Raw genomic sequence first — 14,281 nt, 5'->3', positions numbered from 1 at the left:
CAGCAAATCCTATGGTCACTGATCGTAGGTTTTTTTTATACATTTATGGCATGAAAAATAAAGAGGATAAACTGGTTCGTTTTATTTCGATATCGGAAAGTCATCAAGCATTTGGGCTGCCTGCGCCGCAGCATCCTCTCATCAGTCTTGTACATTTCCATAAAGACAATCCTTTTAATACGGAAATGGCGCCGATTTATGATATTCTGAGTTTTTATAAAATCACTTTTATTACCAGGAATAAAGGCAGACTGAAGTACGGCCGTAATTATTATGATTATAATGAAGGAAGCATGCTGTTTCTTGCACCCAATCAGTTGGTAGGAAGCACTGATTACAACAGCGAAACGTACTGTTATATTTTATTGATTCATCCTGATTTTCTGCTGGGTTATCCTTTGGCCAGGAAAATTAAGCAGTACGCTTATTTTTTGTATTCATGGAATGAAGCGCTGCATTTGTCGGATTCGGAAAAAGAAATTATTCTTTCTATTTACAAGATTATGGAACAGGAGCTGAACAGCCGCGTAGATGAATTCAGCCAAGAGGTAGTCATTGCACAGCTGGAACTGCTTTTAAGCTATGTCAACAGGTTTTACAAACGCCAGTTCATTACCAGAAAAGTAATGAATAATGATATTATTCAGAAACTGGAAATCATTCTTGATAATTATATCAATGATCAGGATACGTTACAACGGGGAATTCCCACCGTACAATATCTTTCGGAGCAGCTCAGCATCTCACCGGGATATCTGAGTGATGTTTTACGTTCGGTGATGGGGAAAAGCACACAACAGTATATCCGGGAAAAACTCACTGAAAAAGCTAAGGAAAGATTAACTTCCACTGATTTGACAGTAGGAGAAATTGCCTATGAACTGGGTTTCGAGCATCCGCAGTCTTTCAGTAAAATGTTCAGGGTACAGACAGGCCTTTCGCCTTTAGAATTCCGTAAAAATATTTCTTAATTTTAAATATTCAAAAATAAGACAGGATCATTTAGATAACATACAATTACGTTAGGAATAAGGTATTTGTATAATTTAAGCACCTTTTTTATTTTGCGTCTGGTAACCTGTTGTTGAGAGGCCTGCATAATTGTTTTCAGACAAATATCTTTTGAAGTTCCGTATAAACCGGCATATTCTTCGGCAATAATTTCTATAATTTCAGGATTGTTAGTAAGCCTCGCGAAATTCTTCAACCTTTTATTCAAATCGATAGAATCATAAAAATTCATTCTGTTAAGATCTACCAGATAAATTGCATAGCTGTTGTCTTCCTTACGGATCAGGAAATTATTCGGCGAATTATCAAGGAACTGAATTCCGTCATTATGCAGACGAAACATCAGTCGTGTATATTCTTTTATAATCTTTTCACGGTCGGTAAAAGAATGATCGTTAAGAACACGGTCGAGTGTCCATACATCCTCCAGTTGCTCACTGATATAGTAGCTGGATGTAAGTCCGATAAAATCATGATTTTCTATATAAGCAACGGGCCGGGGCGTGTGGTAATTTTTGCTGATAAGCATGTGTGCATATTCAAATGAACGGTGCGCTTTAGACTTACGGTAAAATTTGTAAACGTGCCTGTTAATAATATTATGTTGTTTGAAGGATTTAAAATTGAGGCGCATTCCGTTGATGTCGAAAATTTTAATCACATTCCGGGACCCATTACCAATTAATGTTCCTTCGCTTTTAAACTTCTTTAAAGTTGATAGAATATCATCTTTATATTGAGATAAGCCTTCAGCAAAAATCAATTTCATATCATATATTTTTAATTTGTGTAATTCTATCCTATAGTTGTGCGTAATAAACTCATGATTTCTTCATTCGTTGTATGCTGCGTATTCACAGAGAAGCTCTTTGGATTATAAGGTTTGTAAAGCTTTTCATCAGTTACCATAAATAAACCCACCGTTGGTGTCCCGCTTGCACTGGCAAGGTGCATTACCCCGTTATCGGCTGCAATAAATACTGCCGTATTGGCTATAAAGCCTCCCATTTCCCTGATATCTTTGCTGTAAAAATTTGGTATGGTAAAGTTGAGTTTAGAAATATTTTCAACCGGTAAAAGTTCTACAATGTTATAATCGGGGAATGTTTCCTTCAGGGTATTATAAAAATCAGACCACCATTGTTCAGAGTAACATTTATCGCCTGTAGCATTGGTAAACAGGCAGATCGTAGGGTTGTCATTTTGCGTGATGGAAAAAAGTTTCTTTTTCCCGGCTTCTATTTCCGCGGCATCCAGTTTAATATCAAGAAACGGAACGGCATTCTTGTTTTCTGAAATTCCCAGTTCCGATAAAAATTTCCTAAAATCATAAATGCTCTGCTTTGCAGAATGCTGATAATCCTCGATCTGTTCTGTATATTTTTCATCAAATTCTCCAAACATCTTGTATCTTGAATTAGCCGCCAGAGTAGATATTCTTCCTGATGATGAGCCAAAATTGGCATTAATAACCAAATCATACTTTTTTGTACGCAGTGACATCCAGCCTTTCAGATATTTAAAAATATTGCTGAAAGGTTTTTTTGGAAGCTGGATGATTTTGTCAATATTTGTATAATTTTTATAGATGATAGGGGTGATTTGTCCCTTGACAAAAAGATCAATTTTACTTTCGGGGAACGTATTGATCACTTCCTGTACCAGTGGGCTTAGAAGCAGCAGATTTCCAAGACGGTGATTGGGTCTGGAAATAAGGATCCTTTTTATTTTAATATCGTTTTTTTCAGATTTTTTTAAACCGGACTTCCCAATATTTTTTGTCAGATTTCTCATTAATGATCTTCTAACCTTGTTAATTCCCTTCGGTATTTTCATGAAAAAAATAGTATTTAAAAGCGTGCACAATTTACTGATAAATACTAAAGGATTTTATATCCTTTCCAGAATTCTGATAGTAATTGTCTATAAATATAATAGGTAATGGTTGTGCTCTTCAGCACAAACTTATATGACTGATTATTAGAAACCTAATTTCCGATTAAATATTATTCATTCTTTATTGTTGCTCATATTGTTCATCAAATCGCTCCAGGCTCCGCCATTATATACATTTTTAAAGCCTCTTTCTTTTAAAATACTTTCAGCTTTTACACTTCTTAAGCCATGCGAACATACGGTAATGTAAGTCTGGTTCTTATCAAGCTCAATATACCGTTCTATTATCGTACCTAAAGAAATATTCTTTGAACCGGGTATATGGCCGGTACCATATTCCTTTTCTGTTCTCACATCAAGGATAACGGCTCCGTTTTTGATCAGTTGGTTTAGTCCGTTGTCCAAAGTTTGAAATATATAAACCCTGTAAAATATATAAATAGTGAGTATGATTCCTAAAAATATAACCGTGTTTTTCATATTTTGCTTAAAATTTTTCTATCAATATAAAATGTTCCGAAAGGGATCATGCAGGCCAAAAGAACTTTCCATGTGATTTCTTTAAATTTCCATTGCTGTTCGACACCCACACTTAACGTATTAAACAAAAACAGAAGAAATAATGAACCGTGAACAGGTCCCATTACTTTTACCATTGCCGGAGTGTTGAATGCATACTTTAACGGTACAGCGACGAAGACGAGTACCAACAGCGAAATACCTTCGAGGATCGCGATTATTCTCAATCTGCCGATTCTGGTTTTAAATAAATTGATCATATTATCGTATATAAGGTCTTTGAGCAAGCGGAGAAAACGGCCACGGAATAGCCATAAGTATAATAATCAATGCAATACTGAAGTAAAGAAGCATCGTGGCAAACTTTTCCTGATCCGTAGCTTTTCTTTTTGAAAGGGCAGAACCAATGGTAATAAGCACAATCGAGATAAGCATGAGTGCAATATGGATCAGCCCAAAAAAAAGGATGTCAAATGATGTTTTGGCTTCATTGAAATTTTTCCAGAAGTATTTCACTATCGGACTTTTAGAATATATTATAATTCCCAATACAAGCTGAACATGAGCAATGGTAGCAGTCCAGTGTCTTAGGGAATCCAGTGTTTTTGAGAATTCAAGGTTTAAAAAATATCCTTTACAGGCTCTGAGAACTGAGTATACAAGGCTGAAAAGAACCAGCCAGCGAAATAATGAATGTAAAAAAGTCAACGTCTGATACATGTTACATTTTTAAGATGCAACAAAGATATAATAAAAACATACTAATTGGTATGTTTTTAAATAAATTATTTTAAACTGTTAAAATAGGTTTTAAGCCCATTGAGAAAAACCAGATACACTTCTTTGGAATTTTCCAGTTTCCCTAAGTTTCTCACTCCCCAATATCCGGACATTACCAGCACAGCAATTTCCCGGGGATCAACTTCAGGTTTTAGAAGGCCATTTTTTTTGCTTCTCTCCACAGCCTCTGTAATGGCTTGTTCCCATTGTTTGGAAAGCTCATTCAAGGTTTTGGTAAATTCCATATTCCAGGGTGCCATCTCCTGGGTGAAATTTGAGGCGGGACATCCGCTTTCAACGGTCATAAAAGAATCCTCCATCAGGATATGGTAAACAAGATCATAGATTTTTTCCAGTGCATTTTCAGAACTTTTCAGAGGTTCTATAAAGTTTGCTGAAAAATTAGGCCGCAATAATTCATTCAGAATAGCCAGACCCATTTCATCCTTAGTTTTAAAGTGATAATAGAAAGCGCCTTTCGTTACTTTTGTTTTTGCAATGATCTCATCCACACTTGTTGTCTGGTAGCCTTTGGTATAGATAAGATTAAATGCGGTTTGAAGAATATGAAGCCGGGTCTCCTGTGATTTTTTCATAAAGTGTACTAACGGTATGTTTGCAAAGTAACAAATTTATTATATTATTATAAATTGCACAGGACCGTAAAGTATATGCAATAATTGCATGGCTGGCCGTATCCGGATAATGTATATTTAATGGCTGTTATTTTAGAATTGTAAGTTAAATCTCATCAGTAATAGCAATTTCTTCTGGTAAAAGTATTGTTGAAAGATTAAATCTGAATTCATTTAACGCAATCAGGCTCTCCTGATGAATTTGACGATGAAGATTTTCCGGTTCAGGAATGTCCCATAATCCACTGTGATGCCATATTTCAGGGAAATCCCAGTCGGGGCGGTCAATAATCGGGTAAATGCAGCATCCATATAGAGGAATTCCTTTTTTGATGATTTTGATACATTCTTTATCAATCATTTTCAGCCACGGATATCTTTTATGTTCAGGAATGCTGGTTTCTGAGATAACGATTGGTCTTTCATATTGCAGATACATTTCCTCCACAAGAGAGCTTAGGCTTCTCCACATCGGATCTGGCGGATCACAGTCCCAGGAAATGAACTGGTGCTCATTGATTGTCCATTGATTATTAAAATAAAAGTTGACCCCGATAATATCAAGGTACTCTTCTTTTCCCCGAAGCTCAGGACATATCTTTCCAGTCAGTATATCCAGAACCTGAAACTGTTCCTTATGTTTTTCCTGTGCTGCGAAACATAAATCTGCATCATACGGATCCGTTGATGAAATATGTACAAGCGGTTCGGTCACCATAATTCTTACCGAAGGATCCATTTCTTTCATCATTTCTATACCTTCTATATAAGCTTTCATCAGCATATATTTTACTTCCCATCCCTGGTTGATGCAATACGGACTGGTTCCTTTTACTTCCCCGCCCAGCCAGGATAAAAAACTGACTTCATTAATTGGGGTGATGATAAGTGCTCCATCCGGAACAAGGCTCCTGTATTTTTTAACAAAAGCCCTGCAAAGGTGGGCAAAACGACGTGCAAACATAGGATGCAAAGGCGTCAGATCATCCGGAAATCCAAAATGACAGATATCCCATATTACCTGAATATCATGTTTATGGGCATGAATAATAATTTCCTCCACCTGGCTCCAGTCGTATGCAAAAGGTTCTTTTTCCACATAACTCCAGCGGATGCCTTCTCTTACCGTGGTAATATTGATTTCCCGAAGCTGTTTATAGTCTTCATTAATCATCCGGTCGTGGCCCGTTAATACAATAAGATCGATCCTTTCTCCAAAAGCATTTTGATGATCTGCACATTCAAATCCTCCCATGATGAAGGAGTGAAAAGGATTTCCCAAAATTGATTTATTGTCTATCATTTTCACTTTCTTTTATGATCTTGCGAAACAATGCCAGTGACTGGGCAACTACCTGATCCATATTATAATATTTGTAGGTACCCAGGCGTCCCGTAAAGTAAACATCCGGCGTTTCATCAGCCAGTTTTTTATATTGATTGTAAATTTCCTGATTTTCTTTTCTTGGAATAGGATAATAAGGATCTCCTTCACCGGTTGGATATTCATATACAATAGTTGTTTTAGAATGTTTCTGGCCGGTAAGGTGCTTAAATTCGGTGATTCTTGTATAAAGATTGGAAATAGGATAATTGATCGTGCCTGTAAGCTGGTATTGATGCTGATCGAGAGTTTCAAACTCGAAGTTGATGGACCGATAAGGCAGTTTACCGAAACGAAAATCAAAATAACGGTCTATAGGTCCCGTAAAGATCAGTTTTTTATGCGGAATCAGATTTACAATATCTTTGTAATTAGTATTTAGCATAATATGAACATTGGGATGTGACAGCATTTTCTTAAACATTTCTGTATAGCCGTTTTTAGGCATTGCCTGATAAGTGTCGGTAAAATAACGGTCGTCGCTGTTAGTTCTGGTGGGCACTCTTGCCGTAACGGATGCGTCCAGTTCTGAAGGATCAAGATCCCATTGTTTTTTGGTATATCCACGAAAAAACTTTTCATATAATTCTTTTCCAACGGCGTTGATCACAACATCTTCCGAAGTTAAAACCGGTTTTCTGGCTTCAGCTTTTGAAGCCAGGAATTCTTTCACTTCAGCAGAAGAAAGTTTGCTTCCGTAAAGTGTATTAATGGTGGTAAGATTGATAGGAATAGGAACAAGCTGCCCGTCCACACTTGCTAAAACCCTGTGTTCATAAGGTCTCCATTCGGTAAATTGTGAAAGATATTTGAAAACTTCTTCAGAATTTGTATGGAAAATATGAGGCCCGTATTTATGAATCATGATCCCGTCTTCATTGTAATAGTCGTATGCGTTTCCGGCAATATGGTCTCTTTTGTCTACAATAAGAATCTTTTTTCCCTGTTTTGCAAGGCGTTCGGCAAGTACAGCTCCCGCAAACCCGCAGCCGATAATCAGAAAATCATACATGGATTCCGTTTTTTTCTTTAATTGTATTGATTAACAAACACATTTTTTCAAAGGTATTATCCCAGGAATCATCAGCAAGGAATTCATCAACCTTTAATAACCATTCCGTGCGGGATTTTTTTTGAAGCTCTTCTTCACCGGAAGCAATAAAGGATTCTGCATTTTTTGTGATGTATACAAGATTTTCTTCACCATAAGTTCTTACAATATCCTTTATCGGGGTAGAGATTACGGGAAGACCGGCAGCAAGATATTCCGGAGTCTTGGTAGGGCTGATAAATTCTGTGGATTCATTAATGGCAAATAAAACCAGCGCAATATCCCAATGACTGATATAATTCGGAAGCTCTTCATAGCTTTTAGGACCTAAGTAATGAATGTTCGGGGCTTGCGGAAGTTCTGCCGGATCTATTTTTACAACAGGTCCAATTATCACAAAATGCCAGTCGGGTTTTTTCTGTGAAACCAGATTTAACAAATCCGTATCAAACCTTTCATCAATCACCCCGAAGAAACCGAACCTTGGATGAGGGATTTTTTCCTGATCCGCCTGATCCGTCATATTGAGCCGTGCTTTTTGGAAATGTTCTTTATCAATGCTGCTCGGAAAAGGATGGATGTTATGATGTCTTTCTTTTTTGGCTTCATAAAGGCTGTAACCGCCGGTAAAAACAACATCGGCTTTATTAAAAAGTTCTTCTTCGTATTCCAGTAATCGGGGAGGAGCAAAACGGAATGCAGAAAGCTCATCCATAGAATCATAGACCGTAATTTTAGGAGTAAGATGCGAAGTATATTCCAATGCCATCGGGGTGTAGTACCAGCAAAGGTATTCCATGATATTATGATCCTTAAGAAAATTATCAATTTGTCTGGCCATACGCTTTTTAAAATCAGAATGATGGTCTTCTAAATAAATAACCACCACTGAAACTCCGTTTTGTTGTGTTATTTCATAAGAATCGGGGCCTGTTTTAGGTTCTTCAAAATAGAAAACGTTATACTGTTTGGCGAAACGGGTAAGTAAATGTTGAGGACGCTGAAATACGAAATTCCACCGGAGGTGGCTGAAGCATAGAATATTTTGCATTAGGTGTTATATTAAGTATTTGATAAAACTAGTCTTTAAAAAACAGGTAATTCATGACCGTAATCATATTGAAGAAGTTATTTGGTAATTCAACTTTTTAAAACATAAAAATTTAATACGAGTGTTTTTGTTATATCTGATGGTATGAATAATATGCCGGCTCAGAATAAGCGGGCTGAAATGACGAATGCGTCTGTATGATATTTATGAAACAATTGTAATGGGATAAAGATAAAGAAATTTTCCAGCGGTTATAATTATTATAGATGTAAAAAATTGACTGACAGGTAAGGGCAGGATGCTCCCGATGCTCAAAAACTATATTTTTATTTTCGTTTATTAGCGCAATCAAAATGATTATGAAACTTCAGAATTTCTCAAAATACTGCTTTGCTTTAGCCCTTTTCTTTTCCTTTTCAGGATTAAAAAGCCAGGATAAATTTCCGGACGGAACTGCCATCCCGAAATGGTTTAAAGAAAATAAACCTACCGACATCAATAAATTAGGCAAAAAATACATCATTACCGAAAACGGAATGAAGAACGACAGTACCATTCTTCAGACCAAAAAACTTCAGGAAATTATTGATTTAGCCGCGAAAAACGGAGGAGGAGTTATCATGGTTCCAAAAGGAACTTTTCTCATCAGTTCTGTGTTCTTTAAACAGGGAACGCACTTATATTTAGAATCCGGAGCAAAATTAAAAGGAAGCGATGACATCAATGATTTTCCGGTGGTGATAACAAGAATGGAAGGACAAACCTTGAAATATTTTCCGGCATTGATTAACGCAGACGGTTTGGACGGCTTTACGATTTCAGGAAAAGGAACACTTGACGGAAACGGGCTGAGATTCTGGAAATCCTTCTGGAAAAGACGCGAATGGAATCCTAAATGCACCAATATGGATGAAATGAGACCAAGAATTATCTATGTTTCCAATTCTAAAAACATTCAGATTGAAGGAATTACCGTGAAAAATTCGCCGTTCTGGAGCACGCATTATTACAAATCTCATTTCGTTAAATTGTTAAACCTGACTATTACTGCGCCAAAAGAACCTGTAAAAGCACCAAGTACAGACGCTGTAGACATCGATGCTTGCACAAATTTCTTAATTAAAAACTGCTATATGTCAGTGAATGACGATGCTATCGCATTAAAAGGCGGAAAAGGTCCGAAAGCAGATTTAGATCCAAACAATGGAGAAAATAGAAATATTTTGATCGAAGACAATACTTTCGGGTTCTGTCATTCGGTTCTTACCTGCGGAAGCGAATCAATCCACAATTATAATGTACTATTACGCAATGCTGTGGTAAAAGATCCTTCTAGATTGCTGCATTTGAAAATGCGTCCCGATACGCCTCAGCACTATGAATATGTGACTGTTGAAAACATCAGGGGAAATGTGAAAACGTTTCTGTACATAAAAGGCTGGAACCAGTTTTTTGATTTGAAAGGTGAAGAAAGACCGAGAAAGGGATTAGCCAATAATATTACTTTAAAAAATATTGATATCTCTTGTGAAACGGCATTTTCTATTGAAAAATCAGACTTGTATGAATTGAAAGATTTCACTTTTGAAAATTTAAATATTAAAGCTTTAAAACCTGAAATGCAAAACTTAGATAACATTCAAAAGATAAAGCAAACTAAAGTCAACGTAACGAAAGCGTATTCTCTCAGCCAGGCTTACGATAAAAAAGATGATTCCGATACTGCTGCAAAATGAAGTATTTCACCAAAATATTCGTTCTTTTATGTGCCTGTTCACAGCTTCTGTTTTCTCAGTCGAAGGAAATTCTGTTTTTGACTGGGAAAGATGCAGAGCATACCAAAGAATGGGATTTTTGGATAAACGGTGGTAGAAAATCAGGAAGCTGGAGCAAAATTCAGGTGCCTTCACATTGGGAACAGCAGGGTTTCGGATCTTATAATTATGGTCGTGATTATGTAACGTATGGTAAAAACTTCAAGTTTCACGACGAAACAGGTTTATATAAACACAAATTCACCATTCCGAATTCCTGGAAAGGAAAAACCGTCAACATCGTTTTTGAAGGCTCGATGACCGATACCGAAGTGAAAATTAACGGAAAATTGGCTGGAGAAATTCATCAGGGCGCTTTTTATGAATTTAAATATGAGATTTCGGATAAAATTCAGTTCGGAAAAGAAAATATTCTCGAGGTAAAAGTTTCCAAAATGTCTTCAGATAAATCCGTCAACAACGCAGAACGTCTCGCAGATTACTGGATTTTAGGTGGGATTTTCCGACCGGTTTATTTGGAAGCAACTCCAAAAGAACATATTTCGTGGACAGCAATTGACGCCAAAGCAGACGGAACTTTCCGTTCCGATATTCATTTAAAAGGAATCAATTCCGCAAATAATATTAAAGTGGAATTATTTGATGCTGAAAATAATTTAGTGGCGGAATCTCGGCTTCAGATTCTGAAAGGAGACACTGTAAAACAAATCCGGCTTTTGGTTAAAAATCCAAAGCTCTGGACGGCGGAAACACCCAATTTGTACAAAGTAAAATTCACATTAAATAAAAACAGGAAAAAAATCTTTCAAACCGAAGAAAAGTTCGGTTTCAGAACTATTGAAATCCGAAAAAGTGATGGTATCTTCATCAACGGGACAAAGGTGAAAATGAAAGGCATCAACCGCCATGTCTGGTGGCCGGAAACGGGTAGAACGGTCACGGAAAATATTGATGTAATGGATGTTCAGCTCATCAAAGAAATGAATATGAATGCCGTTCGTTGTTCGCATTATCCACCGAATAAATCATTTTTAAGAATTTGCGATTCTCTGGGTTTATATGTGTTGGATGAACTCGCAGGCTGGCAAAAAAAATACAGTACCGAACTTGGCAAAAAGCTCGTGAAAGAAATGGTGGTGAGAGATGCAAATCATCCGTCCGTCATTTTTTGGAGCAACGGAAATGAAGGCGGGCATAATTTTGATCTGGATGCAGAATTTGCAAAATATGACCTGTCAAACCGTCCGGTTATTCACGCGCATCACAAGCCTGGAAATGCTTTCAACGGTATCGACTGCAATCATTACGAAGATTATTACAGCACCCAAAAAATCCTTGAAGGTGAAGATATCTATATGCCGACCGAGTTTCTGCACGCTCAGGATGACGGCGGTGGCGGAACTTCTTTAGCGGATTATTGGGAATTGCATTGGAATTCCAAAAAAGGCGCAGGCGGTTTTCTCTGGTCTTTTGTGGACGAAGGCTTGGTGAGAACTGATTTCAACAATCAGATTGATGTGAACGCCATCAACGCGCCCGACGGAATTTTAGGGCCGCATCGGGAAAAGGAAGGAAGTTTTTACGCCATCCGCGAAATTTATAGTCCGGTAAAAATTGATTTGAAAACCTTGCCTGATGATTTCAATGGAACAATTCCCGTGGAAAACCGCTACCATTTTACAAATTTAAAGGATTGCCGGTTTGAGTGGAAGTTAGTCAACTTCAAAAAACCATTCTCTTATGAATTTGGTTTTGATATTGTTACAACAGGAAAAGCAGAATCTCCAGATGTTCAACCGGCACAAAAAGGAAAAATCAATCTGAATCTTCCTGAAAACTGGAAAGAAAATGAAGGTTTGTTATTAACGGCAACTGATTCTTTCGGAAAAGAAATCTACACCTGGACATGGAAATTGAAATCTAATGATGAAATTTCAAAACAGTTTTCAAAATCATTAATTAAAAAATTTCCGGTTTCTGTCGTAGAAAATGATTCCTTATTTATCTTAAAATCAGACGAAAAAGAATATGCCATCGGAAAGAAAGATGGATTATTGAAATCTGTTTTTCTTGATAAAAAAGGAAAGAAAATGTCTTTCAGGAACGGGCCGGTTTTCGTGAGCGGCACAATGGAATTAGCATCCATCAAATCTTTTGCAGAAGGACAGAACCAACTCATCAAAGCAATTTATAAAAACGGAAATAAAATCATCTGGAAACTCAATCCGAACGGAGTTTTAGAATTACATTATGAATATTCTTTATCAGGAGATTATCAGTTCGCAGGCGTTAGTTTCAATTACCCGGAAAATTATGTAATCAATGCAAAATGGCTCGGAAAAGGACCTTATCACGTCTGGAAAAACCGTTTGCAGGGACAGACCTATAATGTTTGGCAGAATTTAAAAAATTCAACAAGAACCGGGCAATCGCCATGGATTTATCCTGAATTTAAAGGCTATTTTGATGATGTTTCCTGGCTGCAATTGGATACGGCAGAGGGAAAAATAACAGTCGGAACCAAAGAAGAAAAAATGTTCGTAAGACTTTTCGATTTTTATGGAATTTATGGTGCAGAAGGATATCCTAAATTGCCAAGCGGAAATATTTCTTTCCTCGATGCGATTCCACCGTTGGGAACGGTTCTGGCGTTTAACATTAACGATAAAACCGAAACTTTAGGACCGGAAAGTGAAACAAATCATTTGAACGGAACATTTAAAAGAACTTTGTATTTCTATTTTGGATTGCCGGATTTAGGTGACGAAAACAAGCAGTTTACTATGCCCAAAGAAAATATTTTAACGGATTAATGATGAAAAAAGAATTGTCATTTTTTATACTATTTTTCTGTTCATTGTATTTTGGACAGCAGTCCGGTTTCAAATTTGATTTTGGAGGAGGCAGAGTCGAAAACGGATTCATTCCCATCATTTCAACTTCAAAATTTGATAAAAATATCGGTTACGGATTTATGGATATATCCGCTTTGCAATCGGTTGACAATGGTGGAAATGCATTAACGGGAGATTTCATCACAAGTAATAAACCGTTCTATTTTTCGGTGATCATTCCTGAAGGAAATTATAACATTCAACTGAATTTAGGTGATAAAAAAGGGACTTCCGAAACAACTGTTCGTGTAGAAAACCGCCGTCTGATGCTGAATGATGTTAAAACAAAACAGGGCGAAATTGTAGAAAAAACAATTACGGTTCATGTTAAGGACAGTATTATCCGAAATCAAAAAGGTGAAAAAATCGGAATGGTAAAACTGAAACCGAGAGAAAGAAAATATTTACATTGGGATAATTTATTAACCATTGAATTCAATGATAAAGCACCGAAAGTTTGTTCCCTTATTATTCAGCCCAACAAAAAAGCAAAAACGATTTATTTAACAGGAGATTCCACCGTTGTGGATGCACAATACGAACCGTGGGCTTCTTGGGGACAAATATTGCCGTACTTTTTTATTCCGAATGAAGTGGTGATTGCCAATTACGCCGAAAGTGGAGAGACTTTAAAAGCCTTCGAAGACCGCCACCGAATTGATAAAATCTGGACTCAGTTGAAACCCGGAGATTATTTATTCATTCAATTCGGACATAATGACCAAAAAGCGGGAAACAGTATAAAATCAGGCTACAGAAAAAGATTAAAAGAATGGATTCAAAAAACCAAACAATTGGGAGCAATTCCGGTTTTGGTAACTTCGATGAACCGCAGGGTTTTTGATGAAAACGATAAAATTGTCAATACGTTGGATGATTTTCCGGATGCGATGAGAAAAATCGCAAAAGAAGAAAAAGTGGATATAATTGATTTGAACGCATTAAGCAAAACATTATTCGAAGCAATGGGACCTGAAGCGGCGAAAAAAGCATTTGTCTATTATCCCGCAAACGCTTATCCCAATCAACCCAATGTTTTGGCAGATGATACGCATTTTAATCCTTACGGAGCTTACGAATTGGCTAAATGCGTCGTAAAATCTATTGTTGACCAAAACTTACCTTTGGAGAAATATATTTCAAAAAATTATAAAAATTTTAACCCGAATAAACCCGATGATGTCAACAAATTTCACTGGCCGGAATCCGTTTTTATGGAATCTTTAAAACCTGATGGAAATTGATATTTAACTATAGCTCGCTCCGTAGGAGCGAAATCTGTGTA

At 36.9% G+C, this 14,281-nt stretch carries 13 protein-coding genes; 4 read left to right on the top strand and 9 right to left on the bottom strand.

The genetic code is table 11. The features are described 5' to 3' along the window. Positions 1-50: 50 nt before the first annotated feature. Positions 51-971, top strand: a complete 921-nt coding sequence (locus BUA76_RS02785; RefSeq protein WP_072883286.1) for a helix-turn-helix domain-containing protein — start codon at positions 51-53, stop codon at positions 969-971. Positions 972-973: 2 nt separating this feature from the next. On the opposite strand, the gene BUA76_RS02780 is transcribed toward BUA76_RS02785, so the two are convergent. The 9 genes from BUA76_RS02780 to BUA76_RS02740 all read right to left on the bottom strand — a co-directional run bounded on the left by BUA76_RS02780 (position 974) and on the right by BUA76_RS02740 (position 8,327). Beyond that, complete coding sequence (locus tag BUA76_RS02780) at positions 974-1,780, bottom strand: lipopolysaccharide kinase InaA family protein (protein WP_072883285.1); 807 nt, start codon at positions 1,778-1,780, stop codon at positions 974-976. Between the two features lie 26 nt (positions 1,781-1,806). Then, on the bottom strand, positions 1,807-2,805 hold the full coding sequence (locus BUA76_RS02775; protein WP_228408446.1) for a glycosyltransferase family 9 protein: 999 nt from the start codon (positions 2,803-2,805) through the stop codon (positions 1,807-1,809). 216 nt (positions 2,806-3,021) lie between these two features. Further along, a complete protein-coding gene (locus tag BUA76_RS02770) occupies positions 3,022-3,387 on the bottom strand; it encodes a rhodanese-like domain-containing protein (RefSeq protein WP_072883283.1) in 366 nt (121 codons plus the stop codon). Further along, positions 3,384-3,686: a DUF3817 domain-containing protein gene (locus tag BUA76_RS02765; RefSeq protein ID WP_072883282.1), complete on the bottom strand. Its 303-nt coding sequence runs from the start codon at positions 3,684-3,686 to the stop codon at positions 3,384-3,386. Before BUA76_RS02765 ends, BUA76_RS02770 begins: the two co-directional genes overlap by 4 nt. Before the next feature lies 1 nt (position 3,687). After that, positions 3,688-4,146 (bottom strand): hypothetical protein, encoded by a 459-nt coding sequence (locus BUA76_RS02760; protein ID WP_072883281.1) that lies wholly within the window; start codon positions 4,144-4,146, stop codon positions 3,688-3,690. Between the two features lie 65 nt (positions 4,147-4,211). Next, on the bottom strand, positions 4,212-4,802 hold the full coding sequence (locus BUA76_RS02755) for a TetR/AcrR family transcriptional regulator (RefSeq protein ID WP_072883280.1): 591 nt from the start codon (positions 4,800-4,802) through the stop codon (positions 4,212-4,214). 145 nt (positions 4,803-4,947) lie between these two features. Then, positions 4,948-6,144, bottom strand: a complete 1,197-nt coding sequence (locus BUA76_RS02750) for an amine oxidase (protein WP_072883279.1) — start codon at positions 6,142-6,144, stop codon at positions 4,948-4,950. Then, complete coding sequence (gene glf, locus BUA76_RS02745) at positions 6,131-7,237, bottom strand: UDP-galactopyranose mutase (protein WP_072883278.1); 1,107 nt, start codon at positions 7,235-7,237, stop codon at positions 6,131-6,133. The genes BUA76_RS02750 and glf overlap by 14 nt, the downstream gene beginning before the upstream one ends. Beyond that, entirely contained in the window at positions 7,230-8,327 is a 1,098-nt protein-coding gene (locus tag BUA76_RS02740) for a glycosyltransferase family 1 protein (protein WP_072883277.1), read from the bottom strand. Before BUA76_RS02740 ends, glf begins: the two co-directional genes overlap by 8 nt. Before the next feature lie 359 nt (positions 8,328-8,686). Between BUA76_RS02740 and BUA76_RS02735 the strand changes: the two genes are divergently transcribed. Genes BUA76_RS02735 through BUA76_RS02725 form a run of 3 tightly spaced genes read left to right on the top strand, consistent with a single transcriptional unit; the run spans position 8,687 to position 14,240 of the window. Continuing rightward, positions 8,687-10,063, top strand: a complete 1,377-nt coding sequence (locus BUA76_RS02735) for a rhamnogalacturonidase (protein ID WP_072883381.1) — start codon at positions 8,687-8,689, stop codon at positions 10,061-10,063. Then, the gene (locus tag BUA76_RS02730) at positions 10,060-12,915 is read left to right on the top strand and encodes a glycoside hydrolase family 2 protein (protein WP_072883276.1); all 2,856 of its coding nucleotides are present in this window, start codon (positions 10,060-10,062) and stop codon (positions 12,913-12,915) included. The genes BUA76_RS02735 and BUA76_RS02730 overlap by 4 nt, the downstream gene beginning before the upstream one ends. Next, positions 12,915-14,240, top strand: a complete 1,326-nt coding sequence (locus tag BUA76_RS02725) for a rhamnogalacturonan acetylesterase (RefSeq protein ID WP_228408445.1) — start codon at positions 12,915-12,917, stop codon at positions 14,238-14,240. The genes BUA76_RS02730 and BUA76_RS02725 overlap by 1 nt, the downstream gene beginning before the upstream one ends. Positions 14,241-14,281 lie beyond the last annotated feature (41 nt).

It is taken from the genome of Chryseobacterium takakiae, assembly GCF_900129385.1.
Classification (GTDB): Bacteria; Bacteroidota; Bacteroidia; order Flavobacteriales; family Weeksellaceae; genus Chryseobacterium; species Chryseobacterium takakiae.
The sequence above is the reverse complement of the archived record's forward strand: the minus strand, read 5'-3'. Positions and strand labels throughout refer to the sequence as shown.